Source organism: Halostagnicola sp. A-GB9-2, assembly GCF_030068615.1.
Lineage (GTDB): Archaea > Halobacteriota > Halobacteria > Halobacteriales > Natrialbaceae > Halostagnicola.
Window position 1 is genome coordinate 183,224 of sequence record NZ_JASJOC010000005.1, and the last position, 25,336, is coordinate 208,559.

Genomic DNA, 25,336 nt, shown 5'->3' on the forward strand with positions numbered 1-25,336 from the left:
CACATTCTTTCATCTAAAAGAATTACGTTCGTCGAATTCGTACGCGGCCTCGGAGCGAACGGTTAAATAACAGACAGGCTGATCCAGTGGATGATGGTGAGAGAGTTGTTCTACCCACCCCGAATCCGGTGTGACCGGAAATATTACGAGTAAGTCATGTTCACTTCGATGACGTTTGCGGTACTCAAGACGCTCTTCGGTATCTCTGCGTTGAACGTCGACTCGTCGAATCGGTTCGTCGGTCCTGAAACGCTGATCGCACCGATTGGCCGTTCGTTCTCGTCGCAGATTGGTGCCGCGACACAGCGCATTCCGATCACTCGCTCTTCGTCGTCGATTGCGTACCCTCGGTCGCGGATTTTCGCCAGTTGTTGTTTCAGTTCCTCGATGTCGGTGATCGTCTTTTCGGTTACGCTGGGGAGGCCGTGTCTCTCGACGATTTCGTCGACGACTTCCTCGGATTCTCTCGAGAGAATTGCTTTCCCCAGTGCCGTCGTGTGAAGATGCACGCGCTTGCCGATGTGCGTATCCAGATTGACGGCGTCGGGCCCCTTCGACTTATTGAGGAAAATTCCCTTTCCGTGTTCCTCGATCATCAAATTCGCATGCTCGCCCGTCTCCTCGGCTAATTTCTTGATTTCGGGAGATGCGACCTGATACAGTTTCATTTGGCTACGGGCGAACCCACCCAGTTCGAGGAATCGCGCACCGACGTGATAGGTTCCATTTTCGTTGACCAGGTATTCCGCTTCAGTCAACGTCTGTAGGTGATCGTGAACCGTGCTCTTTGGCATCTCGAGGGCTTCTGAGAGTTCGGAAACGCCCGCGCCATTGAGTTGATGGAGCGTCTCGATAACCCGGAACGTCGTCGCGGCCGCCTGAACTGGGTAGCGTGATTTGCTCGCCATGTACGGTATGTTAAAGCACATCCTATATAATAGTTGTCCGGCGTGGCCGGAAAAATTTGGTCGAGATCCCACCACTATGGAACCGTGGCGGTAGGTGAGAACCGACAATTAGTTCACAGTGAAAAGTTGCATATGTCCGGTAATGCCGGATGGGGTATTTTGCCGCGGTGTTTCCATCGGTTTCAGTATATAATGATGTAACGCGCACAATCACCGTTGTGTGCACCAGAGAAGCAGAGAGGACAGTTCGTCCAAGAGACCAAGACTGGATCTTGAGTCACTCCTCCCAACCACGACCGAGAAAGTAAATTTATATAGTAGAACGCTAATTTGTGCGTATGGCAGACAGAGGCAGTCGTGGGTTTAGGGGTAGTATGCACGATGAGAACAGTATCTCTCGCCGAAACGTTCTTGCGGCGACCGGTGCCGCCGGGATTATCGGGGCGGCGGGTTGTCTCAGTGACAATGGAGACGAGGAACTGGACATTCCAGAATACGACGGCGAAGAGGTGACGGTCGAATACAGTACCGCGCCGCTCTTCGGCGACGTCGAAGACCAGATTCAGGAAGCGCTACGCGATGCGGGTCTACACGAAAACATCGAGGTCGACGTCTCGACGGGCGTCTGGGGGGCAGACGATCAGGAGGATCAGTACAACCAGATCCTTCAAGCCGGTCAGTCCACCCCGGACATCATGTTGACCAATTTCGCGTACACGTCCTCGTTCGCACCTCGAGGGTGGTTGGTCGACCTGAACGAGGCACTCCCCGAGGAGAAACTCGACGAACTCGAGGACGACTACCACCAGGAAATGGTGGATTCGATGCGCTACGACGGAGGATTGTACGGAGTCCCGCAGTTCGTGGACATTCCGGCGATCCTCTACCGCAAGGATTACGTCGAAAATGCGGGATACGATCCCGAAGGAGAGAATTGGGCGACGGAACCGATGTCGTGGGAGGAGTTCGGTGATATCGTCAGCGACTCGGTCGAAGCGAACGACGTTGACCACGGCTATACGACGACGCTGGACCAGCGGACCGTCGGTCACCAGACTGGATACGAAAAAGTCGTCACGATGGGTGGGAACTACTTCGGTGACATGGAAAATCAACACGGGCCCGTTGGCGACCGGCCGGTAACGATCGACGAGGAGCCGGTGATCGACGCGCTTCGTTTGCTTCGGACGTTCATGTACGGCTCCGACGACGAGCACGCAATCGACGGCATGACGGGCGATATTTTGCCTTCCGAAGCGCTCGGCTGGGACACCCAACCCTCCCAAGAATCGTTCGCCGCGGGCGAGGCCGTCTTCCACCGAAACTGGTCGTACGCAATCGCAGACTTCGCGAGCGAGGACGCCTTCGGCGAGGATATCGGCCTCATGCCGTTCCCGTACGGCGTCTCCGAGGACGAAGCCGAGTACGAGGGAACCGGCGGGACGAACGCGACCCTCGGCGGCTGGCACCTGTCGCTCAACCCGAACTCCGAAAAGCTCCCGGCCGCCGTCGAACTGCTGAAAGTTATGACCTCCGACGAGTTCTACCTCGATATTTTCGAAATTACCGGCTCGACACCTCCAAAGCCGGAACTGTTTGGATCCGAGCAAGCGGAGGAGGTTCCGGTGATGAGCCGGTATCTCGAGACGCTTCAGTTGCAGTCGGAAAACCAGTGGGTTCACCCGATCAACGCGGTTTGGGACTCACAATCCAGTTCGATTGCCGAGGAGTTCCACGCCTGTCTCAATCAGGAGAAGTCACCGCAAGCGGCAGTCGAAGCCGCTCAAGCGGATGTCGAAACGATCGAATCCGAAGAGGCGCAGTAACCCCACCCGATCCACTCACGACACAACGAAAGGTACAAGATTGTTCACAATCGCCATGATTACTGTGCAATGATAGAGAAGCTATATCGAACCGTATCGCCCATCCTATACAGGATCGAACGATTAGACGAGGATAAGTACGGCTATCTTCTCATTGGCCCGATGATTCTCGTGCTTTCGGTCCTGGCGTTTTATCCCCTCGTTCGGACGTTCTGGTTGTCGCTCCAGAGTGACGACCTGTACGGAGAACATCCGATCGGCGAGTTCAGGGGGATCGACGGCTACGTAGAGATACTCACCGGTGAACTGAACATCATCCTCAACTATCCCTTTTTCAGCTTGAGCGATCCGCTCTCGAGCGCGTTAGTTGTTACGCTACTGATTACGGGATTCAGTGTCGCGATCGGGACTGTTCTCGGTCTCGGGATGGCACTCATCCTCAACAAGGAGTTTCGCGGCCGTTCGGTCGCCCGGATGATCGTAATTCTTCCGTGGTCGATCCCAATCGTCATTCAGGGAATGATGTTTTACTTGATGTTTCAACCTAGCATCAGTCCCTTCGTCGAGCCGCTCAACCAGCTCGGGATACTCTCTTCGAGACCGCTCGGCAGCACTCGAGATTCCATTATTATCGTTATTCTTATCGATGTCTGGCGAAAGATCCCGTTCATTGCGCTCATCATCCTCGCTGGCTTAGCGAGCGTCGATCAGAGTCTGTACAACGTAGCGAAGGTCGCGGGAGCATCGAAATGGCAACAATTCAGGCTCATCACGCTTCCGTTGATCAAACCCGTCGTGCTGATCGGGATGATCTTCTACACGATCAGCTCGATGAAGGTTTACGGCGTCGTCGAAGCGTCTGCGGGCTGTAATACGGTTCCAACCCTTACGTGTCTCGTAGTGGACACGTTCCGCATGCAGCGATGGGCAACCGCCTCAGCGATTGCCTTCCTGACCGCACTCATCATCGCGGGGATCGTGATGGTGTATCTGGTCAAATTCCGTGACGAGGTCGATACCTATGAGTAATGCAGTGACAGACGAATCGAAAGGTCGCGTCGGACAGTTCGTGGATCTGATGGTCAACAATCCGTACGACACCTACCGGATTCTGTTCTACGTCGGGCTCACGTCGTTCCTCATGATCACCCTGTTTCCGTTCTACTGGCTGCTCGTTCTGGCGGTCTCTGGCGGGGGTACGTACGGAATGGGCTTTCTCCCGGACAGTGTCAACATCGGCGTCTTCGTCGAAATATTTAGCCAACAACCGATTCATCTCTACATCTTCAACAGTATCGTCATCGCGATGATTACCGTGGTCATCTGTCTCGTCATCGGGAGTCTCGCAGGATACGCGTTCGGTCGCGTCGACTTCCGCGGCAAAGGACCGCTAATGCTCTTGCTACTGATCGTCTCGTACTTCCCCGGAATCGCCTACCTGATTCCGCTGTACGAGATGTTAACGGGATCACTCACGGTTGGTCCGTTCATGACGCCGGACCTCTATAACACGCCGTGGGCGATGGCCTTCCCGTTCACCATGCTCACGCTACCGATTACGATCTTTATTTTGACGACGTTCTTCAGTCAGATCCCCGACGGACTCGAGGACGCCGCGAGGGTTGAAGGGACAACGCGACTGGGGGCGTTGTTCCGGGTTATCCTCCCCCTCTCCGCACCGGGGGTCGTGACGGCCGCGATCATCGTGTTTATCAGCGTCTATCGAGAGTTCTTCTTCTCGTTCATGATGAGTCGCGGTAACCCCGACGACTGGGCCGTGCTCGTCTACGGCATCCTCGCGTTCGAACAGCAATCCGGCAGCCAACACCACTTCATGGCAGCCGCAAGTATCGTCGGGGTCATTCCGGTCGCGGTACTAGTAATATTCGCACAGAAACACATCGTTAGAGGCTTAACGCAGGGCGGTCTAAAGGAGTGATATCATGGGACACGTTACACTTACGGACACGACGAAGCGCTACGAAGAGGTCGTCGCAGTCGACGAAATGAATCTCCAGATCGAGGACGGCGAGTTCCTCTGTCTCGTCGGTCCCTCGGGGTGTGGCAAGTCGACCACCCTCGAGATGATTTCGGGCTTGACGCTCCCGACGAGCGGAACGGTCGAAATCGCTGGCGAGGACGTTACGAACGAGCCCCCTAAAGACCGAAACATCTCGATGGTCTTCCAGAACATCGCGTTGTTCCCGCACATGGACGTTCGCGACAACATCAGCTTCGGCCTCCGTCTCCGCGATTTCGAGGACGAAGAGATCGAACGACGAGTCCAACAAGCGGCCAAAACCGTCCAACTCGAGGGAATGCTCGATCGAACGCCGAGCGAACTCTCCGGCGGTCAACAACAGCGCGTCGGAATCGCCCGAGCCATCGTTCGCGAACCAGCAGTGTTCCTGATGGATGAGCCGCTGGCCAATCTCGACGCGAAACTTCGCGTCCACATGCGAACCGAGATCCAGCGTCTCCAGAAGGAGTTAGACATCACGACGATCTACGTCACGCACGATCAGGAGGAAGCGATGACGATGGCGGATCGGATCGCCATCATCAATCAGGGGAACCTCCAGCAGTGTGCACCGCCGCTGGAGTGTTACGACCGGCCCGCTAACAGGTTCGTCGCGAGCTTTATCGGAAGTCCGTCGATGAACCTGTACGACGGGAGTGCGAGCGGCGACGTCCTCGATCTGACTCACTTCCAGGTCGATCACGCACTCGATCTCGACGCCGATCACAACGACGTGACGGTCGGCATCCGTCCCGAAGACGTCTACCTCGTCTCGAGCGAGGACGAACCCGCGACGCCGAGTACCGCGTTCGAAGCGGTCGTGGACGTCCTCGAGCCGGTGGGCGATCAGACGTACGCATACTTGACGCCACAGGGCGCACAGAGCGACTCCGATTCGGTCATGGGCGAAGGTGGGCCAGAGTTGCTCGTGAGTATCGATCCGGATACCACAATCGAAGAAGAAGCGACGATCGAAATCGTCTTCGACCGGGAGAAAACCCACGTATTCGACGGGGAGACTGGCGATGCAATCGCCCACGGAGTCATCGATGAAACGGTCGCCGAGCCGACGGCAGTCTCCGCCGAAAACGAGGCCAGGGGGGACTGATCGATGGTCACAACCGCAGAAACGATGTTCGTCGGCGCGGCGTTAGTGCTGTTTTTCTTCTGGTTCTACGGCATCGTCTCGTTTTACTTCGATCTGCGGTACCAGTTCGTCCCTGCAGTACGACGGTACTTCCGCGACGGGGATAACGACGAGACGAACAACCGTCCGGACCCCGAAGAGTACCTCTAAGAACGCCTCGTCCCAACGCTTCGTTTTCTGCCGTCGCAATTCTCGTCGCCGTCGATACTCGCTCTTCGAGGTGAGAAGTAATAAGTGAGAAGTGACAAGTGACGAGCCATCGCGCGTGTAAGTGCCCCCTCGACAGTCGAGACTTGAATCGATCAACGCATTTGACACCGTCTCGACGAGCGGAACCCGAGACGATGGCCAAAACGGTCGAATGGGCCGTTCGTCGGTCGCATTCACGTAGGCGTTGATTTTCTCGCTTGCGGGCTACAGTCGTTCGAACGTCCAGATCTGGTGGGCCCCGCCTTCCCACTCGCCGGCACGTACCGTCGCTCCGGACTCATCCGAGGCGTCGGCGACCTCGAGACGCCCGTCGGGAACGTCGATCTGGAAGCCGTTCTCGTAACGTTCCATCCGGTATTCCTCCGGGGTTCCCTGAACCGCATCGGCACCCGAGAACGCGATACCCATCCCGCTGTGTTCGGCGGTGAGGGTGAAATTGCCCTGCCGACCGTCCATCTCGCCCTCGACCGTCCAGCGTTGGTGTGGCTGGTCGTTCCACTCGCCTTGCTGGATCTGTGCTCCGGACGACGTGGAACCGTCGGCGACTTCGAGCACCTTGCCGCTGTGTTCGGCGACGACTCGATACGTTCCGGGTTCGATCGATTGGACGCCGTCCTCCCAGATCGCATCTCGATCTACGTCGCGCTCGACGGTCGTTCCCGGCTGATCGACGACGTAATCGACCTCGAGACTCGTCCCGGGATCGGTTCGCCACTCGAAGACGAGGTCCCACGCTTCGGACTCGGCGTTCCACTCCGGATAGCTCTCCCACGCCGCCGACGCGCCGGCACCGTCGGACGGAGCCGTTCGAGCCTCGAGCGTCGACTGATAGTGTTCCGAAATCCCTTCGACGCGTGCAGCCGGTGACGCATCCGGCTCGAGCGTTGCGGTTCCCCGATCAATCCCGCCGCCGACGTTACCGTGGACGACGGTCGTTTCGGATGCGACGTGGATCCGGCCTGCTTCATCGTCGTCGCTCCCGCCGTCAGATCCGGGGACGCGAACGTCGTTATTGATGAACTGGTTGTACAGACACGCACCCCGTTCGTTGATCGCCCACGGCTGTTCGGGCTCGTCGCGGTCGTCCGTTATCCGGAGATTCGCGAGCGTGACTCCTTCGTTTATCTCCGAGGATTCGCCCATGAGTCCGAGCGACCAGAAGTTCACGCCCGGGCCGTCGGTGTTCTTGATGACGCCGCCGAGGACCTTGATATTCCGAACGTCAACGAGGAGGATACCGGCCTTCGACGCCCCCTGGACGTTAACCTCGCCGACGGTGACGTCTCGAGTACCCGTGATAATCGAGAGACCGCGAACACCGCCCCGACTGACAACGCGACCGACTGAAACGTTCTGACAACCGTTTGCGAGCCGGAACGTGGCGTAATCGAACTGTGGATTCTCGCCGACGACCTGCCCGACCGACGCGTCGAACGTCTCGTTCAACAGGAGAACACAACTCCCCGGATCGACGCCGAGCACCTGTCCGATCTGGATCCGTTCGACGTCGTAGGTCTCTATTCCGTGGTGACCCGTGTTCGTAACGTACGCGGTATCTAACTGAACGTCGGTACAGCCGCCCTCGAGGCGAACGCCCTGGCTGGTGACGCCGTCGATCCACAGCCGTCCGAATGCGAGGTTCGAGGAATCGTCCGCGAACACGGCTCTACTTGCTTCTCCGTCGACGGTGAGACGCGGGACGTGAACGTTTTCGACCCCGACCATCGAAAGGACGTCACCGGTTTCTCCATCGATCGTTACCGTTCCCGCGATGTCGAGTCGGGTGTGGCTCGGCACGTCGACACCGTGTACGTCGTGGTCCTCGCTGACCCCGAGGTCGCTCGTCGCGCGAACGGTCGCTTTCGTCGTTCGATCGTCCTCGAGCGAATCGAGTGCGTCCTGCAGGATCGCCATCGGCTCCTCGCCACTCGAGATCGTTTCGGTCGCGGTATCGGCGTGATAGGTGCCCTCACCATCACACCAAACTGTCACGTCGGCGTCTCCGGACGGCGTATAGGTGTGATCGGCCTCGAGCGACTCGAGATTGTATAATCCGTTTTCTCCCGCGTCGACATCGGCCTCCCACTCGTACCACGGCTGGTTGCCAGTATTCGGAGTGGACCTTCCCCCTTGCCCCGTTGCGCTTCCCGAACCGCTGAACGCGGCACCGAGACCCGCTGCGCCGAGTACTGTCAGTGCGCCACGGCGTCCCATCGAAATCGGAGACGGCGCGGCTGAACGAGTCGATTCCCCTGTCTGGTGGTCGCCAGTCTCATCAGTCATGATATGCGCTGTCGCGTTATTGCGACACACCCACATATCGGAGCAATTGACCTTAATTCTTTGCAGATAGTCACTATATTTGACTTGATAGGAGTCGTCAAAACAGCGATATGGTGCGAGAGTACTGATGGAGCCGACTCCAATCGGAGTGGTGTACGTCGGCTAGTACGAAGACGGCGGTTCGACGACCGAAATCGTTATCCGTCAGTTGGGAGACTATCCGACAATGGCTGTCGAGCAACGCAACTACATCGACGGAGAATGGATCGAGTCCGAAACCGACGACACAGTCGCAGTCGAGAACCCGGCATCGCCGGACGAAACCGTCGCCACCTACCAGTCCTCGAGCGCCGCGGACGCAAATCGGGCAATCGAAGCCGCAACGGCCGCAGCCGACGACTGGGCGGGCATGCCCGCCCCGGAACGAGGACAAATCCTCACCGAGACCAGTCGTATACTCGCCGATCGAAAGGAGGAACTGACCGAACTGCTGGTCCGTGAAGAGGGCAAGACCACGGGCGAAGCGGGCGGCGAGGTTCAACGAGCGATCGACATTTTCAGTTATTACGGCGCGAAGGCGAGCGACCTCGGTGGAACGGTTAAATCGGCCAGCGGCTCGCGGACGAACCTTTATACCGTCAACGAACCCCTCGGCGTCGTGGGGCTGATCACGCCGTGGAACTACCCGATCGCCATCCCGGCCTGGAAGCTCGCACCCGCACTCGTGACCGGAAACGCCGCCGTGCTCAAACCGGCGTCACTCGCGCCCGGCGTCGCACACGCGATTTTCGAGGCACTCGACGAAGCAGGCCTTCCCGACGGCGTCGCTAACTTCGTGACCGGCTCGGGAAGCGAAGTCGGGAACGAACTCGTCACGAGCGACGCGGTCGATGCGATTTCGTTCACGGGGAGTACCGCAGTTGGAACCAGCGTCTACGACCAGGCGACCGAGGACGGCAAACGCGTCCAGCTCGAGATGGGCGGGAAGAACCCGACGATAGTCGCCGACAGCGCGGACGTCGAGGAAGCCGCCGAGATCGTCGCAAGCGGCGCGTTCGGCGTCACCGGGCAGGCCTGTACCGCCTGCTCCCGTGCGATCGTTCACACGGATGTCTACGACGAATTCGTCGACGCCGTCGCCGACCGCGCCGCCGCGATCGAGCCCGGGCCGGGAATCGACGGCTCCGATATGGGACCACACGTCTCCGAAAGCGAACTCGAGGGAACACTCGAGTACGTCGATATCGCCCAGGACGAAGGGGCGAGTCTCGAAGCAGGCGGGAGCGAACTCGACAGGGACGGATATTACGTCGAGCCGACGGTCTTCGCCGACGTCGATCCGTCGATGCGTCTCGCACAGGAGGAAGTGTTCGGTCCGGTGCTCGCGATCCTCGAGGTCGAGGACTTTGAAGACGCACTCGCCGTTGCGAACGGCGTCGACTACGGCCTCTCCGCGAGTATCGTCACGGACGACCACACGGAGGCGAACCGCTTCATCGACGAGATCGAAGCGGGCGTCGCAAAGGTCAACGCGAAAACCACGGGACTCGAACTCCACGTCCCCTTCGGCGGGATGAAAGGCTCCTCGAGCGAAACCTGGCGAGAGCAGGGTGACGAGGGCCTCGAGTTCTACACGATCGAGAAAACCGTCTACGACAACTACTGAACGGAATCGGAATCCGCGCAACAAATCCGGTCCACGATATCGATTCGAACGCGCTCGCCGACGCGGAAAACTCGTTCGATCGACCAATTTTTTTTAGTACGCCAGAGATCCGCCGCGCCGCGTGCCGACCAATGGCAAGACCCAAAACCGTGGCATCCGTTAGTCACACACAACTAATGACAACCCAACTCGAAACGTTCGAAACGAGTCTCGAGGAGGTCCGGACGGGGGTCACCCGGACGACGCCGGACCGGTTCCGAGAAACGCTCGGCGAGATCATCACGGAGCCGGCGATCGGTGCCGAACTTCCCTTCGAAACCGTCTCGCTCGAGGGAACGAACGTTGTCCTCGAGCCGACGCCAGATCAGCTTCGTGAGGCCGCTTGTGGCGTCACGAGCGCCGCGCTCGGTGTCGCCGACTACGGGACCGTCGTCCTCGAGTCGACTCCCGCAGGGGCGGAACTCACCGGTCTCTTTCCCGACCAGCACGTCGTCGTCGTACGCGAACAGGATCTCGTCGACGACATGGCGAGCGCGTTCGAACGCATGGGGGAACGCTTTCGCAACGGGCACGACGACGCCGTTCTCGCCACCGGTCCGAGTGCGACCGCCGACATGGGCGAACTCGTCTACGGCGTCCACGGACCGAAAGAAACGCACGCGATCATCGTGGAGGCATAATGTCGAGCGAACGATCCCAGAAGGCCGAACGAATCCGCCACATCATGGAGACCGAGGGCGACAGCGTCGAGCGAAACGCGCGCGGGTTCAACGAAGGACGATACGAGTCGGTGGACCGACTCGAGGACTACGACGCGTACAAGGATCGAGCGCGGGCGATCAAAGAAGACGCGATCGAAAATCTCCCCTCGCTGATCGAGCAGGTTCGCGAGACCGTCGAAGCCAACGGCGGCACCGTCTACCTCGCCGACGACGCGGCCGACGCGAACCGGTACGTCCGCGAACTCGCCCGCGAGCGCGAGGCCGAAACCGTCGTCAAGTCCAAATCCATGACGACGGAGGAGATAGACCTTAACGAACATCTCGAGACGGAAGGCTGTGAGGTCTGGGAGACCGACCTCGGCGAGTTCGTGCTGCAGGTCGCAGATGAGGCACCCAGCCACCTGGTCGCACCGGCGATCCACCAGTCTCGCGAAGAGATCGCCCACCTGTTCAACGAACAGTTCGATCCGGCTGAGAAACTCGAAACGGCCGAAGAGCTGACCGCGTTCGCTCGAGAGTACCTCGGAGAGCGAATTCAGGACGCGGATATTGGCGTCACCGGCGCGAACTTCGTCACCGCGGATACGGGAACGATCGCGCTCGTGACCAGCGAGGGCAACGCCAGAAAGTCGATCGCCGTTCCCGACACGCACGTCGCCGTCGCAGGCGTCGAGAAGATCGTACCGACGTTCGAGGACCTCCAGCCGTTTGTCGAGTTGATCGCGCGCTCGGGAACCGGCCAGGACATCACCTCCTACGTCTCGTTGTTCTCGCCACCCGTCGACACGCCGACGGTCAATTTCGACAGCGACGAGCCGATCGATTCGGATGCTTCGGATCGTGACTTCCACCTCGTGCTCCTCGATAACGGCCGGATGGACATGCGCGACGATGACCAGCTTCGAGAAACGCTGTACTGCATTCGATGTTCGGCCTGTGCGAACTCGTGTGCGAACTTCCAGTCCGTCGGCGGTCACGTCTTCGGCGGCGAGACCTACTCAGGCGGAATCGCGACCGGTTGGGAAGCGGGCGTGCACGGACAGGAGTCCGCCGACGAGTTCAACGACCTCTGTACGGGCTGTTCGCGCTGTGTCAATCAGTGTCCGGTCAAGATCGACATTCCGTGGATCAACACCGTCGTCCGGGATCGGCGGAATCGAGGGGCCGACGACGGGGACCTGGACTTCCTCGTCGAGGGGCTTACGCCGGATGAGGAGCCGGCAGGACTCGACCTGCAAAAACGCTTTTTCGGCAACTTCGAGACGCTCGCGAAACTCGGCTCCACGACCGCACCCGTTTCGAACTGGTTCGCCGGAACGCCGCCCTCGAGGTACCTTATGGAGCGAGTGCTCGGAATCGACAGCCGCCGCGAACTGCCGACCTTCGAGCGCGAAACGCTCGTCGAGTGGTTCCGGAACCGGGACGAACCTCGACCCGTCGACGCGGAGTACCACGCGGTCGTCTATCCCGACCTCTACACGAACCACGTCCGAACGGAGCGAGGAAAGGCGGCGGTTCGAACGCTCGAAGCCCTCGGCGTCGCCGTCGAAGTCCCCGACGTGGCCTCCTCCGGCCGCGCACCCCTCTCTCAGGGCATGATCGCCACGGCCGAAGAACACGCACGCGAGGTGCGCGACGACCTCGACGCCCACATCGACGCCGGCTACGACGTGGTCGTCATCGAACCGAGCGATTTGGCGATGTTCCGCGGCGAGTACGAACGGCTGCTCGAGGAGGACCGCTACGAATCGCTCGCAGAACGGAGTTACGAACTCTTCGAGTACATCTTCGGACTATTCGAGAACGGCGCGTCCGCGGAGGCACTTCGCGACGCCGAGAGTATCGGTGCTTCAACGGATGTCGCCTACCACTCACACTGCCAACAGCGGACGCTCGAACTCGAGACGTACACGACGACTGTCCTCGAACGACAGGGATTCGACGTTCTCACGTCCGACGTCGAGTGTTGTGGCATGGCCGGCAGTTTCGGCTACAAGAGCGAGTACTACGACCTGAGCGTGGACGTCGGCGAACGGCTACAGGCGCAGTTCGAGATGCCCGATGCGACGAATCGAACGGTCGTCGCGAGCGGCACGTCCTGCCTCGAGCAACTCGACTCGATGTTGACCCGTCAACCCCGACATCCGATTACCCTCGTGGATCCGAAGCGCTGATTGATACCTTCGAGCAGTTTCTCGGATTAGGCGATACATCCAGAAACGTTGCGTTCTGATACTGTTACAATACTAACGGAAAGTTATATTACATCTAATGGTGATTGTCATCACGTGTCACGAGTAGTGGCACGACAAATTATGAGTGACAACACGCCACCGCAGACGGAGCAAGCGGAGCGGACGAATCGAACGGGGTCGGCGATTCCGAGACGAGGCGCTCTCGGACTGATCGGGGCCGCGGGGCTCGGAGCAGCGTTTTCTGGGGCCGCGAGTGCAAGCGGATCGACGAGCGGGGGACCGGAAACAGGAAACCAGCCGTGGTACAAGTGGGACGCCGATGTCGATGCGTGTGATAACGGCCTCTACGATCTGAACTCTCTCGAGGTCGATCACACGTATACGGGCGCTCGAGAACCGGACGTCATTGTCTGGCAGGACGACGACGGGACGTATCACGCCGACGGAACGGACGACTACGTCGCCAGCGGCGACGACTATCTCGGGATTATTCAGGCCGCCGTCGACAGCCTCACCGAGGATCGAACCACGAAAGAACGCGTCCTCGTAACCGCGGACGGAACCGTCGAGGCGACCGACGAACTCGAGCAAGTCGTTCTGCCGAGCTACACCGTCGTCGACGTTCCGGCGACGATTCACGTCGAAGACGAGGGGCAATCGCTGGTCATCCCCTTCCGCGGCCTCGCCGAGGAGGAGATCGAGATTCCGCGCCTGAACGTCACGGGCAACCCACGTTTCGGGCTCGTCCTCCAGAACTGCGATAACGTTCGGCTCGGACACATCAACGTCCAGTTCGAGAACCTCGACGTCCTCGATCCGTATCAAGATCACCCGAACTTCGATCCCGATAACGACGACTTCCCACCCTCACACGAACCCGACCGACCTCGCGACGAACAGCTCGCCGATCCCGTCCACGTGGGAGAGATCAACGAAGGAATTCGCGTCTCCGGGCGTTCGCGCGAAGGCGATGCGACCGATATTCTCCTCGAGTCGGCTTACATCGAGAACGCGAACCACCACGCGGTCGAGTTCTACGACATCGACCGGGTCCAGATCGGCCGGGTTTTAGGCAACGAAATGCAAGGATGCGGACTGATCCTCAACGGTATTACCGACGCCACGGTCGACAGCGTCATCGGGCGAAATCCGAGTTCGAGTACGGCTTACGCGACGTTCCGATGCGCGAACGATTGTGAAAACGCGACGATCGGAAACGTTCTCAGCCGCGACGCGCCGCGAGGGATCCACATCACGTCCGGTTCGGACGATATCACTGTCGGGAACGTAAACATCATCGGCGCAAGAAACAACGCCGGGATCGCTATCGACGGCGTCGAAAACATCACCATCGGCGGCGGCCTCATCAAGAACACCGACGGCGAGGGCGTCCGTGCCTGGGGCAACACCGTCACGATCACCAACCTTCGAGTCGTCGACGAACGAGACGAAGACGAGCGCAATCAAACTCACGGGATCGAGTTCACCGGATCCAACGGCCGAATCGTCAACAACGACGTCAGGGACGGCGGCACGGTGGCCGACCTCCACATCGACGTCGATGACGAGACCGTGGTTCGGGGCAACATCGGCGGCGGACTCGCAGCCGGGACGACGACCCTCGAATCCGACGCGGAGCCGGCAGCCCGCGTCGAAGGCGTCAGCGACGACTGGGCCGGATCGCTCTCGGCTCGAACGCACCTTCAGGACGAACCACCAGGGCAGTACGCTCTCGATCACCGGTTCGAGTGGACCGGCGAGGAGTGGGACCTCGTCTTCGAATGGGAGGCCGACCCGGGATCGAATCTCGAACTCGAGTACGTCGTCGACCGACTCTAGCGATTCGACTCGGCGAACGACTACACTCGGCTCCCGAGTAGACCATCCACAGCTTTCTTTACGGAACTGCCGGCAACGACACGAGACTCGAGGACTGGGAAATCCGAGCAGACACCAGTACCGATCAGACACCAATATTTCGTGAGTTGCCACTCGAGAGCCCCGTTCGATCCATCCGTTATTCGCCTGATTGCTCTCGGATTACCCTGGCCGAAAATTCGACAACCGACAGAAAGATTCAAGGTCCAGCCCTTGGATTTGAACACGATGCAATTCATTCGATTCGCGACTAGCGGCGGCGTCCGCTGGGGCGTCATCGTCGACGACCAGCCGTACGCGCTGGACCGATTCGGAGAACCGACCATCGAAGACCTCGCGACTCCGGGGTACCGCCGGCGCGTCGAGCGCGCCGTCGAGATCGGAGCGCTTCCGGCTATTGACGAACCGACGGATTATCTCGCGCCGATTCCGTCGGTGGAACAGATCATTTGTGTTGGACTCAACTACTACGATCACGCCGAAGAGCAAGACGAGGAGATCCCCGAAAAGCCGATGCTGTTCGCGAAGTCGCCCTCGAGCGTCACGGACCCTACCGCACCCATCGTCCACCCCGACGACGTCGAGCAGGTCGACTACGAGGTCGAACTCGGCATCGTCATCGGACGGACCGCCTGCGAGGTCAGCGCCGACGAAGCCGAGGAGTACGTCGCCGGCTACACGGTCATCAACGACGTGAGCGCTCGGGACGCGCAGTTCGAGGACGAACAGTTCTTCCGCGGGAAGAGCTACGACACGTTCGCGCCGATGGGGCCCGCGCTCACCGCCCCCGAAGCGATCGATCCCAATGATGTGGACGTCGAACTTCGCCTCAACGGCGAGGTCAAGCAGGAGTCGACGACGGCAGAGTTCATCTTCGACGTCGGCGACACGATCGAGTATTTAAGCCACGTTACGACCCTCCAGCCGGGGACCGTCATCTCGACCGGAACGCCGGGGGGCGTCGGTATCTTCCGCGATCCGCCGGAACTGCTCGCACCGGGCGACACCGTCGAAGCCGAAATCGAAGGGATCGGAACGCTCGAGAATCACGTCGTCGAGCAGTAACCCGACGGGACGGCAGATAGCCGCTCAGATATCGGCGACGGTCCTGAACGAGCGGCCGGTGAGCCACGTTCGATCTTTTTTCGAGAGACAATCGACATGCTCGAGCCAGCGTAGGCTCTCCTCGTACGTCGCCTCGTCGCTGACGTTCGGGAAGTCCGAACCCCACGCGATCCGCTCGCGGCCGAACGTCTCGAGCAACCAACGGACGTGATCGTGCACGTCTCGGTACGGAAACTCCGCTTCGGAGCGGTGGACGACTTCGGATATCTTTACAACGACCTCGTACTCGTCGGCAGCGAGTGCCTCGAGAGCGCCGAACTTGCTTTCTTCCGGCGGGACGGTCGGATCGGCGTGACAGAAGTGATCGAGCGCGTACCGCAGGTCGGGGTACGTCTCGACCAGTTCGATAACGTCCTCGAGTTGGTCGATATCGGCGAGGATCTGTACGAGTGCGTCGGTATCCCGGGCGGCCTCCCAGAACGACGTCTCCTCGATCGACTCCCGTAACCACGAGACGGACGGATCGAAGGTCTCCCACATCCGATCGTACGGGCAAATTGCACCCAACCTGAAACCGAGGACGCCCTCGACGGCCATCCGGTCGCGCAATCGATCGGCCGCGCCGTCCGCGAACTGATCGAGCATGACGATTCCCGAGAGCCGGTCGTTCGCTTCGACGCACTCGAGCGTGTAGTGATTATCCGTCCACTCGCAGATCGGGTAGCCGACGACGACCGCCTCGTCGACGCCGACCGCATCCATATCCTCGAGTAGCTTCTCGGCCGTGTAGACGGTATCCACGCCGAACTCGTCGACGGTTTCGACGAGCGGGCCGTTGACCCAGGGATGGTCTCGTGTCGGTCGCGTCCACGCGTGTGTGTGAGTGTCCAGCACCATCAGTTACGAAACGGTCGTCTCGAGTGATACTAAACGTTTTGTTATACGGGTGTTGGTCGAAACTGTACCACGTACATCGAGACAGAAAGCGCAACGACGAGACCGCGTGCTCGCGATGAGAACGAAGCGATAACGCAGAAATTGAGCGCACGGAACCTGTCGGAAGCGGGACTCAGAGATCGGTGAACGAAAAGACGGGTTTGCAGGTTTCGGACTCGAGGAACGCTTCGAACGCCGACGTCGGTTCGTCGATGCTGAACGAGCGATCGATGATCGCATCCGCGTCGATCGCTCCGGCAGACAGCAGTCGGATTGCCTGTTCGAAGTTCTGCCAGGTCGAGCCGTAGGACGTATTCAGATCGACTTCGCCGCGGACCACCGGCGTCATGAACACTTCACTGGGCGCTCCGGGGAGGCCGACGACAACGACCTGTCCGCCTTTGCGCACGTGGTCGATAGCTATCTCGACGCCGCTTTGATGACCCGTCGTATCGAATACCACGTCGAATCCGATCTCGTCGGTCCGTTCGTCGACGGTTTCTGACAGATCACTCGTCTGAATATCCACCGTCTCGATGCCGAGTCGTTCGACCAATGGAAGGCGATATTCAGTGTCTTTGCCCAGCCCGGAAACGATGACGTCAGCGCCCATCGCGTCCGCAACGGCCGCTACGAGAACGCCGATCGGGCCGGGACCTTCAACGAGGACGGTGTCGCCGGGAGTCACGTTCGATTGATCGAACACCGCTCGCGTGGCGATGCTGAGCGGTTCGGTGATGCTCGCCTGGCCGAGCGGAACGTTCTCGGGAATCTTGTGGAGATCTCGAGGTTTCACCGTCGTAAACTCGGTATAGGCACCGTCTTTGTGCATGCCCGTGATCTCGAAATTTTGACAGACGTTCGGTTGGCCGTTCTTGCACTGAAAGCACGATCCGCAGTCGTGGATCGGTTCCTCGACGACGGAGTCGCCGACGGCAAAGTCGGTCACGTTGTCGCCGACAGCAACGACTTCGCCGGAGTATTCGTGACCCATAATCCGCGGAATCGGGATCCACTCGTAGCCGTCTTCGTACTTGTAAGCGTGTGCATCACTGCCACATAACCCGGCTGAATGGACGCGGACGAGTACTTCGCCGTCGTCGGGAACAGCTTTCTCGCGCTCTCGGATTTCGATAGATCTAGGACCGGTATGGACTATAGCCTTCATGTAGGGTTACCTCTCGCTCTGGTCAAGCTATCAGTAGTTGGGGGACTCTCCTACAAATATCTTTAGGTGTGAGAACCGTCGCCGACATTCCGTTGGCGGCGCTCGAGGCCGTCGATTCGTCCCCACGGGCTCGAGAACACCGCCCAGCATATCAGCTGGTGATATTGCCGTCGACGACGGTACTGCTCGAGTACACCTCGAGCTCAGCGGTCGTGCCGCCGTCGCGGACGTCGTTATCGAGAATCTCATTATCGGACGTGTCCGGGCCGGTTTCGCGGATCCCGTATGGTTGTTGTGGGTCATCCCGATCGTCGACGACACGCAAATTTTGGACCGTGACGTCCTCCGCGGGGTGGTGTTCCCCGTCGTCGCGCGAATCGATTCGGACGCCTTCCGCGCCATTGTTGCGAACCAGTCCGCCGTCGACGAGGACATCCTGACAGTCCTGAATCAGTACGCCGTGTTGGCTGGACTCGTAGACATCGAGGTTCTCGACGGTAACGCCGTGGCTCCCCGAAACGCCGAACACGCCGCGACCGCTTTCGACGCTGGTTACCTCGCCGACGTGGATGTTCGGTCCGGCGCCGTTGGCGAATCGGAAGGCCGCGTATCCGCCGCCTGCGTCGGCTCTGAAAGCATCGACGCTGTCGACGGTCGCGTCGGCCGTATCGTTCAGCAAAAGGCCACACCCGCCGGTATCGAACGTCTCGACGGTCCCGATATCGAGGCCGTCGACGCCGTACGTTTCGACGGCGTGGTGTGCGGAACCCGCGATAGTGGCCGACTCGAGGGTGACGTTCGTCGAGCGACCGCCGTCGGCGTCGTCGATGCGGATGCCCAGCCCCAAATCGGTCGTCTCGGAGAGATCCATTCCGATCTGTCCGAGAAACACGTCGGAACAGCTCTGAATCCACACGCCGTACCTCGGGTTCCCTTCTATCTGCAATCCCGGAACGGCGATCGATTCGGCGCTCCGGGCTCGGATCGGAACGACGAGATCCTCGCCCGTGTCCTCGACGTATATTGTCCCGCGAAGATCCAGTTCGGTGTAACTCGGGAGGTCGACGGCCTCGAGTGAGTCCGTCGGGCCGAACGTCCCCGAGTCCATGACGACGACGGTTTCCATCCCGGTGCGACCATCCGAGAGACTGTCGACGCCAGCTTGGATCGCAGCGCGCATGCTCGGTCCGTCGTAAACTGGGTCGCCCGCGTTGTCGGCGTACCACGTACCGCCGTCTTCCCAGACGGTCGCTTCGTGATCGTCAGCTCGTACACTGCCGATGAGTCCGAGTGTCGTTCCAGTGCTGACGCCGATCGTCGCGAGCACGTGCCGCCGTGAAACGCCAGCGCCTGGAGTACTCGTTCGATTCGAATCCGTCGTGCGGTGAATGCCATGTTCTGGCATAGTCAATTGGTATCACAAACCAACTAATATAATTTTTGATTATAGTCAACGGTTGCGTAAAACCCCGCGCCAAATGGACAAGAATCGACGAACAAGGTTCTTTCAATCTGGCTTCGAAACTATCGGTTGGACCGGCTCACATACGGACCGACAATGGATTCAGCAGGAACTGCTGAGCGGTTTTCTCACTATAAACACTTATGGGGCTGTTGAACGCATCTCAGCATGAGTCTTCGAAACGTGATTTGAACTTATGGAAATAACAGATATCAGCGTCACGAAGGTTAGTACCGATTCCTGGGGCGAGTTCGTCGAGTTCCCGCTCGTCACCGTCATGAGCAAGTTCGACGAGTACAACAACGCGGACGGCGACAACCCGCAGGCCCGCCGCAAGTGGATGGGGCCGGTCGGCGACGTCGTCGTCGAAGTCGAAACCAACGCGGGCATCACCGGCGTCGGCGTCGGCAACTGGGCGACCGGCTCGATCGAAACTATCGTCAACGAGACGCTCTCGAAGCTGATCGTCGGCGAGGACCCACACGAACGCGAACGCCTGTGGGACATGATGTACCGCGCGACGATCCCCTTCGGTCGAAAGGGTGCCGCCATCGAGGCAATCAGCGCGGTCGACCTCGCACTGTGGGACATCGCCGGCAAGGAGGCGGAAAAACCCGTCTACGAACTGCTCGGCGGTCCCGTAACCGATGATATTCCGTGTTACGCGAGTAACCTCCACCCCGTCGACCACGAAAAGCTCGAGGAAGAAGCACTCGAGTACGCCGAGAAGGGATTCGAGACGATGAAGCTTCGCTTCCTGCACGGCCCCGAAGCGGGTCGCGAGGGGATGAAAGAAAACGAGGAGATCGTCAAGACGGTTCGAGACGCCGTCGGCGACGACATCGGAATCGCAGGCGACGCGTACATGGGGTGGAACGTTCGCTACGCCAAGAAGATGCTCAAACGCTTAGAGCGCTACGACATGGAGTGGGTCGAAGAACCCGTCATTCCCGACGATATCGACGGCTATGCGGAGCTTCGAAAGGCTTCGAACGTCCCGATTTCGGGCGGCGAACACGAGTTTACCCGATGGGGGCACAAGGAACTGCTCGAGCGCGAAGCCGTCGACATCCTCCAACCGGACGTCCACCGCTGTGGCGGCCTGACTGAACTGCTGAAGATCGACTCGATGGCGAGCGCTCGGGACGTGCCGGTGATCCCTCACTCGGGAACGAACCCGCACCTCCACTTTATCGCGGCCTCGACCAACGCGCCGATGGCCGAGTACTTCCCTATCCCCGAGTGGTATCAAGAGCGCCAGGGCGAGCAGGAATCGACCTACGCCGATGCGATCTACGCGAACCCGCCGAACGCCGAGGACGGGTCGATCCCGATTCCTCAGAGCGTCGGCCTGAGCTCGGAAGTCAACCGCGACGCATTAGAACACTACGCGGTCGAGTAACATGAGCGCGACGGACATCACGTTCGAATACAACGTGCCGGTGTTCGCTGGCGCGCCGGAATCGGGAACCGATCCCGTCCACCGCGACACGCCGTCCTACGAACGACTCGAGTGGGAGACCACCCGAGACTGCGTCCTGAAAGCCGAAGAACTCGGCTTCGACGCCGCCTGGGCTCCCGATCACCTCATGCTCGGGCGCGACCACGCCGAGTACGAGTGCTGGACGCTCCTTTCGGCGCTCGCCGGCTGCACGGACGAGATCAACCTCGGCTCGCTCGTCCTCTGTAACGACTACCGGAATCCGGCACTCGTCGCGAAAATGGCGGCGACACTCGATGTCATCTCCGGCGGTCGCCTCGAGCTTGGACTCGGTGCCGGCTGGCACGAACCCGAGTACGAGGCCTACGGCTGGGAGTACCGGGACGGGTTCGAACGACTGATGCGCCTGGACGAGAGTATCCGCCTGGTGAAGGAGATGTGGAGTGCCGACCCCGACGAAGGCGGCTCGTTTTCGGGCGATCACTACGAGATCGACGGCGCGTACTGTGAACCGGGCCCGGTTCAGGACCCGCATCCGCCGATTCTCGTCGGCGGACAGGGCGAAGAAGTCACCCTGAAACTCGTCGCCAAACACGCCGATATCTGGAACACCGACGTGTTCAACGGGACGCCCGAAACCTTAGCGCACAAGATCGACGTCATCGAAGACCACTGCGACACCGTCGGTCGTAATCCCGACGAAATCGAGTACTCCTGGGACGGTCACGTCATTTGTACGCGTGAGGAGGAGAAAAAAGAGCGCTTGCTCGAGCTCATGCTCCCGATCCAGTTCGAAGACGAGTACGTCGATCAGGCTGACATCGAAACCGAAGCGGACGCCCGCGAGTACTTCCTCCTGGGAACGCCCGAGGAGTGCGCCGAAGCGATCGAACGCCGGATCGACGCCGGTGTGACCAAGTTCCAGTGCTGGTTCGTCGACGTGCCGGACACCAACGGAATGGAACTGTTTGCCGACGAAGTTATCTCGCAGTTCCGCTAACTCCGCCTCGATTTTTGTCGTCGGGACTACCGGGGGACCGATCCGGTATTCGAAGCTTCCTAACAGAATACCTATGGGACTCCCGCTCGATGAACAGGACGCATGGCACGGATTGCATTTCATCTGAAGATCGCCGACGGACAGCGAGACGCCTACCGAGAAGCCCACGAAAACGTCCCCGAGTGGCTCGAGGAGAGCTACCTCGACTCCGATGCCGGACTCGAGACCTACAGCGTCTTCGAGTCGGACGGGCACGTCTTCGGATTCATGGAACTCGACGATCCGGAGGCGATTCACGACGTAATGGAAACGAGTGACGCTCAGGCTCAGTGGGCGGAAACGATGGACGGTATTACGGTCGACGATGACTCCGATCAGTGGATGGACGAAGTCTATCGGATGATTTGAGAACGTAATTGAAACGTCAACTCATACTGCCGGCTGTAACTATGTGAAGATTTTCGCACCCCGGGGCGACAAAAATTGTGAACGACGTACAGCCGGCAGTATCAACGGACCGCGAGCACCGAATGCGTTCCCAAATCGTTCGCCTTCTCCGGATAGAAACACCACTCTGTCCGTAGTAGTCCGCTAGTTGGACGGCTATACTCGCGTTCGACGGCCTCTCGGTTCGTTTTCATTCCAGATCGTTCGGTACTACCGGATTCGTAACTTGAGAGGGGTATGTGTACCTCTCCGTCAGGAATCCATCGTTCGTCGAAGAGAGGTTGTCATGACACGCAGAATATTTACACCCATACTAACGTAAGATACCTCCCACAATTCCCGCGAGCATAATCGGCAGTGTCCGGCACAACCGGACGATTGTCGGTCTGGGGAGGAACGTAACCCAGTTCACAAGATCAATAGAGACCGTAACACTCAGAACAGGTCCATTGGGTGAGTACCTGCCCAATCCTCCGTATTTCCGAAGAGAGTACGACTCGAGCGCAAACGATCGACTACCGGGTTCGAGAACGAGCGAGGACAAAACAGGCGTCTCGGAGAGCGTCCAACTGAAATCTACTGCTCAGAGGATTCGATCGAGATCGGACTGCAATCGTTCGTATAACTCCTCTGCGTCGGTTTTCTCCGACTCGGTGAGGGGAACGATCGGCTCTCGAACGTCACCGCCGTTGTAGCCGGCCAGTTCGAGGCCGTACTTGACCGCCGGGACGCTGATCGCGTCCGCGAGGGAGTTGTCCTCGCCCGTTCGAGTCCGGAACTGCTGGTAAGGAACGGCCGCGTTCTGAAGTTCTCGAGCGCGTTCCCAATTTTCTTCGCGCAACGCCGTCAGCAATGCGGTTCCGAGTCGAGGTTCGAAGTTCGTTACGCCGGCGGTAAAGCCTTCGGCCCCCTGGGACCAGAACGACAGCGCGTACGGTTCTGCCATCCCGTCGACCCAGATCACGTCGTCGTCACCCGCTGCTATCGCCTGGCCGAGTTTTACCTCGTCCGGAATCGCGTACTTGATCCCGGCGACGTTGTCGATCCGGGTGAGATCCGCGAGAAACTCGACCGAGGGTTCGAATCCTCGAACGTACGGCACGATGGCGCTCTCGGCCGTTTCGGCGAGCGCTTCGTAGTACTCGAGGAGTCCGCGCTCGTGGAGGTACGTGTGATCCGGGGGCATGATCATCATCGCATCGACGCCGAGACGGTCGTAGGTCGAGACGAGGTCCTGTGCAGTCTTCGTACTTCCCCCGACTCCCGCGAGCACGCAGTCGTCGTCCGACAACGCTTTTACGCTGGTTTCGGTGATGTCGATTCGTTCCTGGTGGGTCAACGAATGATACTCGCTGATATTCGCACACGCCAGAAAGGTACCGAGTCCCTCGCTCGAGAGGGCTTCGGCGTTTGCGGCCAGCTTTTCGTGATCGATTCGGCCAGCTTCGTCGAACGGTGTCAAGAGACCGACTGCAACGTCTCGTAACCCGTCCCGCAGCTTTGTAGAGGCCATACCAGGCAATTGGATGGCTTTCAGATAAAGATATCGTCACCGGCTCTCGAGCGATTCGCCACTACTCGGTTCGCCGAACTTCGCGATTGGCCGAATCGATCACAATCGGTCACGGTCGCGCCGTCAAGCAAGATTTATCATGTGTCCGTGGGAGTATTAGCTATCGTTACTATGACTGAGTCCCTCGAAGAGGCAGTCTCGAACGTCGCATCGTACACCATCGATCACGACATGGAAAACGAAGTCTGGCAAAAAGGCGTCGCGATCAACGGACTCCTCGCGACGGAGCGCGAGGACTGCGTCGAACGTGCCAGAGATCTCGTCGACCGCGCCGTCGAAACCCAAGACAGCAACGGACAGCTGTCGTACGGCCCGAGCTACCCCATCGAAGTCTTCCAGCACGGGAAAGAGTACGACGCCCACTGGCATATCGACGAGCGAAAGGCGATGAACACCAACAATACGACCTCCATCGGTCACGGGGTTCTGGACTTCTACCGACGAACCGGTGAGGAGCGATACCTCGAGGGCGCGCGAGGCGAGTACGACAACCTGCAATCGATCGAGCGCACGGAAGACGGCGGAATCCCCCACCACGTCCCCGAGCTCTCGGGCGTGAAAGGACTCTGGATCGACTCCGTCTACATGATGTGCCCGTTCTTCGCTCGCTACGGGGCCGCCGCCGACGAATCGGAGGCGTTCGACGAAGCTGCCAAACAGATTATCGTCCACGCGAAGCACCTGCAAGACCCCCACACCGGTCTATTTCGACACATCTGGCACGAACAGCCCAACAGCTACCCCCAGAGCACCTTTTGGGCCCGCGGAAACGGCTGGGTGCAGGCCGCGATCGTCGACGTCCTGGAGTACCTGCCGGAGGACCACGAGGACCGGGACGAACTGATCGAGATTTTCCGGGACGTTTCCTCGTCGATCATCGAACGCCAGGACGATAGCGGAATGTGGTACAACGTAGTCGACGACCCGCACACGCCCCTCGAGAGTTCGGGGACGCTCATGTACACCTACGCGTTCAAGCGCGCCCTCGAGTTAGGAATCGTCGACGACGACGCCTACGAGGAGGCGGCCGCGAACGCGATGGACGTTGCGGTGGGACTCGTCGACGACGATGGCGCGGTGCGTCGAGTCGCCGGCCCGCCGGGCGGACCGGGCGCGCCGCTGACGAGCACCTCCTACGGGCAAGGCTTCTTCCTGCTCGCGGCGAACCAGTTCTAGACGTTCCGTCGGACTTTCAACTCGCTCATCTTCGGGCCCACACCCATGACTCAGCCGGCGACGCGTTCTCACGTAGTGTTTCATAGGGTCGGTTGTAACTGTTTACCGGTCATTCGCCAGATCGGGGTGGCGAATGGCCTGAAATGACTGACAGCCGACCCTATCACGCCAGCCTCGACGAGATTACTGCGAGAAGAACATGATCAATGGTAA

Annotated in this window: 20 protein-coding genes; 14 read left to right on the plus strand and 6 right to left on the minus strand. The window is 59.5% G+C overall.

Going from position 1 to position 25,336, the window contains the following annotated elements:
• Positions 1 to 143: 143 nt before the first annotated feature.
• Positions 144 to 908, minus strand: coding sequence for an IclR family transcriptional regulator (locus QNM96_RS14260; RefSeq protein ID WP_283837158.1), 765 nt, complete (start codon positions 906 to 908; stop codon positions 144 to 146).
• 374 nt (positions 909 to 1,282) lie between these two features.
• Between QNM96_RS14260 and QNM96_RS14265 the strand changes: the two genes are divergently transcribed.
• The 5 genes from QNM96_RS14265 to QNM96_RS14285 all read left to right on the plus strand — a co-directional run bounded on the left by QNM96_RS14265 (position 1,283) and on the right by QNM96_RS14285 (position 6,051).
• A complete protein-coding gene (locus QNM96_RS14265; RefSeq protein WP_283837159.1) occupies positions 1,283 to 2,734 on the plus strand; it encodes an extracellular solute-binding protein in 1,452 nt (483 codons plus the stop codon).
• Between the two features lie 69 nt (positions 2,735 to 2,803).
• The gene (locus tag QNM96_RS14270; protein ID WP_283837160.1) at positions 2,804 to 3,763 is read left to right on the plus strand and encodes a sugar ABC transporter permease; all 960 of its coding nucleotides are present in this window, start codon (positions 2,804 to 2,806) and stop codon (positions 3,761 to 3,763) included.
• Entirely contained in the window at positions 3,756 to 4,673 is a 918-nt protein-coding gene (locus QNM96_RS14275; RefSeq protein WP_283837162.1) for a carbohydrate ABC transporter permease, read from the plus strand. The genes QNM96_RS14270 and QNM96_RS14275 overlap by 8 nt, the downstream gene beginning before the upstream one ends.
• Positions 4,674 to 4,677: 4 nt before the next feature.
• The gene (locus QNM96_RS14280) at positions 4,678 to 5,862 is read left to right on the plus strand and encodes an ABC transporter ATP-binding protein (RefSeq protein WP_283837164.1); all 1,185 of its coding nucleotides are present in this window, start codon (positions 4,678 to 4,680) and stop codon (positions 5,860 to 5,862) included.
• 3 nt (positions 5,863 to 5,865) lie between these two features.
• Positions 5,866 to 6,051, plus strand: coding sequence for a hypothetical protein (locus QNM96_RS14285; protein WP_283837165.1), 186 nt, complete (start codon positions 5,866 to 5,868; stop codon positions 6,049 to 6,051).
• A 264-nt stretch (positions 6,052 to 6,315) separates the two neighbouring features.
• Here the strand turns inward: QNM96_RS14285 and QNM96_RS14290 are convergent, their stop codons facing one another.
• Complete coding sequence (locus QNM96_RS14290; protein WP_283837167.1) at positions 6,316 to 8,394, minus strand: RICIN domain-containing protein; 2,079 nt, start codon at positions 8,392 to 8,394, stop codon at positions 6,316 to 6,318.
• 226 nt (positions 8,395 to 8,620) lie between these two features.
• Here QNM96_RS14290 and QNM96_RS14295 point away from each other — a divergent pair, with 226 nt between their 5' ends.
• The 5 genes from QNM96_RS14295 (at position 8,621) to QNM96_RS14315 (ending at position 15,920) form a co-directional block, all read left to right on the plus strand.
• Positions 8,621 to 10,060: an aldehyde dehydrogenase family protein gene (locus QNM96_RS14295; protein ID WP_283837169.1), complete on the plus strand. Its 1,440-nt coding sequence runs from the start codon at positions 8,621 to 8,623 to the stop codon at positions 10,058 to 10,060.
• 176 nt (positions 10,061 to 10,236) lie between these two features.
• Positions 10,237 to 10,740: an LUD domain-containing protein gene (locus QNM96_RS14300; protein ID WP_283837171.1), complete on the plus strand. Its 504-nt coding sequence runs from the start codon at positions 10,237 to 10,239 to the stop codon at positions 10,738 to 10,740.
• Positions 10,740 to 12,956 (plus strand): LUD domain-containing protein, encoded by a 2,217-nt coding sequence (locus QNM96_RS14305; RefSeq protein ID WP_283837173.1) that lies wholly within the window; start codon positions 10,740 to 10,742, stop codon positions 12,954 to 12,956. The genes QNM96_RS14300 and QNM96_RS14305 overlap by 1 nt, the downstream gene beginning before the upstream one ends.
• A gap of 141 nt (positions 12,957 to 13,097) precedes the next feature.
• Positions 13,098 to 14,816, plus strand: coding sequence for a right-handed parallel beta-helix repeat-containing protein (locus tag QNM96_RS14310; RefSeq protein WP_283837175.1), 1,719 nt, complete (start codon positions 13,098 to 13,100; stop codon positions 14,814 to 14,816).
• Positions 14,817 to 15,083: 267 nt separating this feature from the next.
• Positions 15,084 to 15,920, plus strand: a complete 837-nt coding sequence (locus tag QNM96_RS14315; protein WP_283837176.1) for a fumarylacetoacetate hydrolase family protein — start codon at positions 15,084 to 15,086, stop codon at positions 15,918 to 15,920.
• Positions 15,921 to 15,944: 24 nt separating this feature from the next.
• Here the strand turns inward: QNM96_RS14315 and QNM96_RS14320 are convergent, their stop codons facing one another.
• The 3 genes from QNM96_RS14320 to QNM96_RS14330 form a co-directional block, all read right to left on the minus strand.
• A complete protein-coding gene (locus QNM96_RS14320) occupies positions 15,945 to 16,814 on the minus strand; it encodes an amidohydrolase family protein (RefSeq protein WP_345782534.1) in 870 nt (289 codons plus the stop codon).
• A gap of 175 nt (positions 16,815 to 16,989) precedes the next feature.
• Positions 16,990 to 18,024, minus strand: a complete 1,035-nt coding sequence (locus QNM96_RS14325; RefSeq protein WP_283837178.1) for an alcohol dehydrogenase catalytic domain-containing protein — start codon at positions 18,022 to 18,024, stop codon at positions 16,990 to 16,992.
• A gap of 151 nt (positions 18,025 to 18,175) precedes the next feature.
• Positions 18,176 to 19,429: a right-handed parallel beta-helix repeat-containing protein gene (locus tag QNM96_RS14330; RefSeq protein WP_283837179.1), complete on the minus strand. Its 1,254-nt coding sequence runs from the start codon at positions 19,427 to 19,429 to the stop codon at positions 18,176 to 18,178.
• A 253-nt stretch (positions 19,430 to 19,682) separates the two neighbouring features.
• Here QNM96_RS14330 and QNM96_RS14335 point away from each other — a divergent pair, with 253 nt between their 5' ends.
• From QNM96_RS14335 to QNM96_RS14345, 3 genes are all read left to right on the plus strand, one after another.
• A complete protein-coding gene (locus QNM96_RS14335; protein ID WP_283837180.1) occupies positions 19,683 to 20,888 on the plus strand; it encodes an enolase C-terminal domain-like protein in 1,206 nt (401 codons plus the stop codon).
• A gap of 1 nt (position 20,889) precedes the next feature.
• Positions 20,890 to 21,927, plus strand: coding sequence for a TIGR03560 family F420-dependent LLM class oxidoreductase (locus QNM96_RS14340; protein ID WP_283837181.1), 1,038 nt, complete (start codon positions 20,890 to 20,892; stop codon positions 21,925 to 21,927).
• A gap of 102 nt (positions 21,928 to 22,029) precedes the next feature.
• Positions 22,030 to 22,335 carry an L-rhamnose mutarotase gene (locus QNM96_RS14345; protein WP_283837182.1) on the plus strand — a complete coding sequence of 102 codons (306 nt, stop codon included), beginning with the start codon at positions 22,030 to 22,032 and terminating at the stop codon, positions 22,333 to 22,335.
• Positions 22,336 to 22,957: 622 nt separating this feature from the next.
• On the opposite strand, the gene QNM96_RS14350 is transcribed toward QNM96_RS14345, so the two are convergent.
• Positions 22,958 to 23,887: a dihydrodipicolinate synthase family protein gene (locus QNM96_RS14350; RefSeq protein ID WP_283837183.1), complete on the minus strand. Its 930-nt coding sequence runs from the start codon at positions 23,885 to 23,887 to the stop codon at positions 22,958 to 22,960.
• Positions 23,888 to 24,058: 171 nt separating this feature from the next.
• On the opposite strand from QNM96_RS14350, the gene QNM96_RS14355 reads away from it, so the two are divergent.
• Positions 24,059 to 25,123 carry a glycoside hydrolase family 88 protein gene (locus tag QNM96_RS14355; protein ID WP_283837184.1) on the plus strand — a complete coding sequence of 355 codons (1,065 nt, stop codon included), beginning with the start codon at positions 24,059 to 24,061 and terminating at the stop codon, positions 25,121 to 25,123.
• The last annotated feature ends 213 nt before the right edge of the window (positions 25,124 to 25,336 follow it).

Coding starts and splice junctions, on each gene's coding strand:
- QNM96_RS14260 (WP_283837158.1), bottom strand. CDS start 908: ATGGCGAGCAAATCACGCTACCCAGTTCAGGCGGCCGCGACGACGTTC.
- QNM96_RS14265 (WP_283837159.1), top strand. CDS start 1,283: ATGCACGATGAGAACAGTATCTCTCGCCGAAACGTTCTTGCGGCGACC.
- QNM96_RS14270 (WP_283837160.1), top strand. CDS start 2,804: ATGATAGAGAAGCTATATCGAACCGTATCGCCCATCCTATACAGGATC.
- QNM96_RS14275 (WP_283837162.1), top strand. CDS start 3,756: ATGAGTAATGCAGTGACAGACGAATCGAAAGGTCGCGTCGGACAGTTC.
- QNM96_RS14280 (WP_283837164.1), top strand. CDS start 4,678: ATGGGACACGTTACACTTACGGACACGACGAAGCGCTACGAAGAGGTC.
- QNM96_RS14285 (WP_283837165.1), top strand. CDS start 5,866: ATGGTCACAACCGCAGAAACGATGTTCGTCGGCGCGGCGTTAGTGCTG.
- QNM96_RS14290 (WP_283837167.1), bottom strand. CDS start 8,394: ATGACTGATGAGACTGGCGACCACCAGACAGGGGAATCGACTCGTTCA.
- QNM96_RS14295 (WP_283837169.1), top strand. CDS start 8,621: ATGGCTGTCGAGCAACGCAACTACATCGACGGAGAATGGATCGAGTCC.
- QNM96_RS14300 (WP_283837171.1), top strand. CDS start 10,237: ATGACAACCCAACTCGAAACGTTCGAAACGAGTCTCGAGGAGGTCCGG.
- QNM96_RS14305 (WP_283837173.1), top strand. CDS start 10,740: ATGTCGAGCGAACGATCCCAGAAGGCCGAACGAATCCGCCACATCATG.
- QNM96_RS14310 (WP_283837175.1), top strand. CDS start 13,098: ATGAGTGACAACACGCCACCGCAGACGGAGCAAGCGGAGCGGACGAAT.
- QNM96_RS14315 (WP_283837176.1), top strand. CDS start 15,084: ATGCAATTCATTCGATTCGCGACTAGCGGCGGCGTCCGCTGGGGCGTC.
- QNM96_RS14325 (WP_283837178.1), bottom strand. CDS start 18,024: ATGAAGGCTATAGTCCATACCGGTCCTAGATCTATCGAAATCCGAGAG.
- QNM96_RS14330 (WP_283837179.1), bottom strand. CDS start 19,429: ATGCCAGAACATGGCATTCACCGCACGACGGATTCGAATCGAACGAGT.
- QNM96_RS14335 (WP_283837180.1), top strand. CDS start 19,683: ATGGAAATAACAGATATCAGCGTCACGAAGGTTAGTACCGATTCCTGG.
- QNM96_RS14340 (WP_283837181.1), top strand. CDS start 20,890: ATGAGCGCGACGGACATCACGTTCGAATACAACGTGCCGGTGTTCGCT.
- QNM96_RS14345 (WP_283837182.1), top strand. CDS start 22,030: ATGGCACGGATTGCATTTCATCTGAAGATCGCCGACGGACAGCGAGAC.
- QNM96_RS14350 (WP_283837183.1), bottom strand. CDS start 23,887: ATGGCCTCTACAAAGCTGCGGGACGGGTTACGAGACGTTGCAGTCGGT.
- QNM96_RS14355 (WP_283837184.1), top strand. CDS start 24,059: ATGACTGAGTCCCTCGAAGAGGCAGTCTCGAACGTCGCATCGTACACC.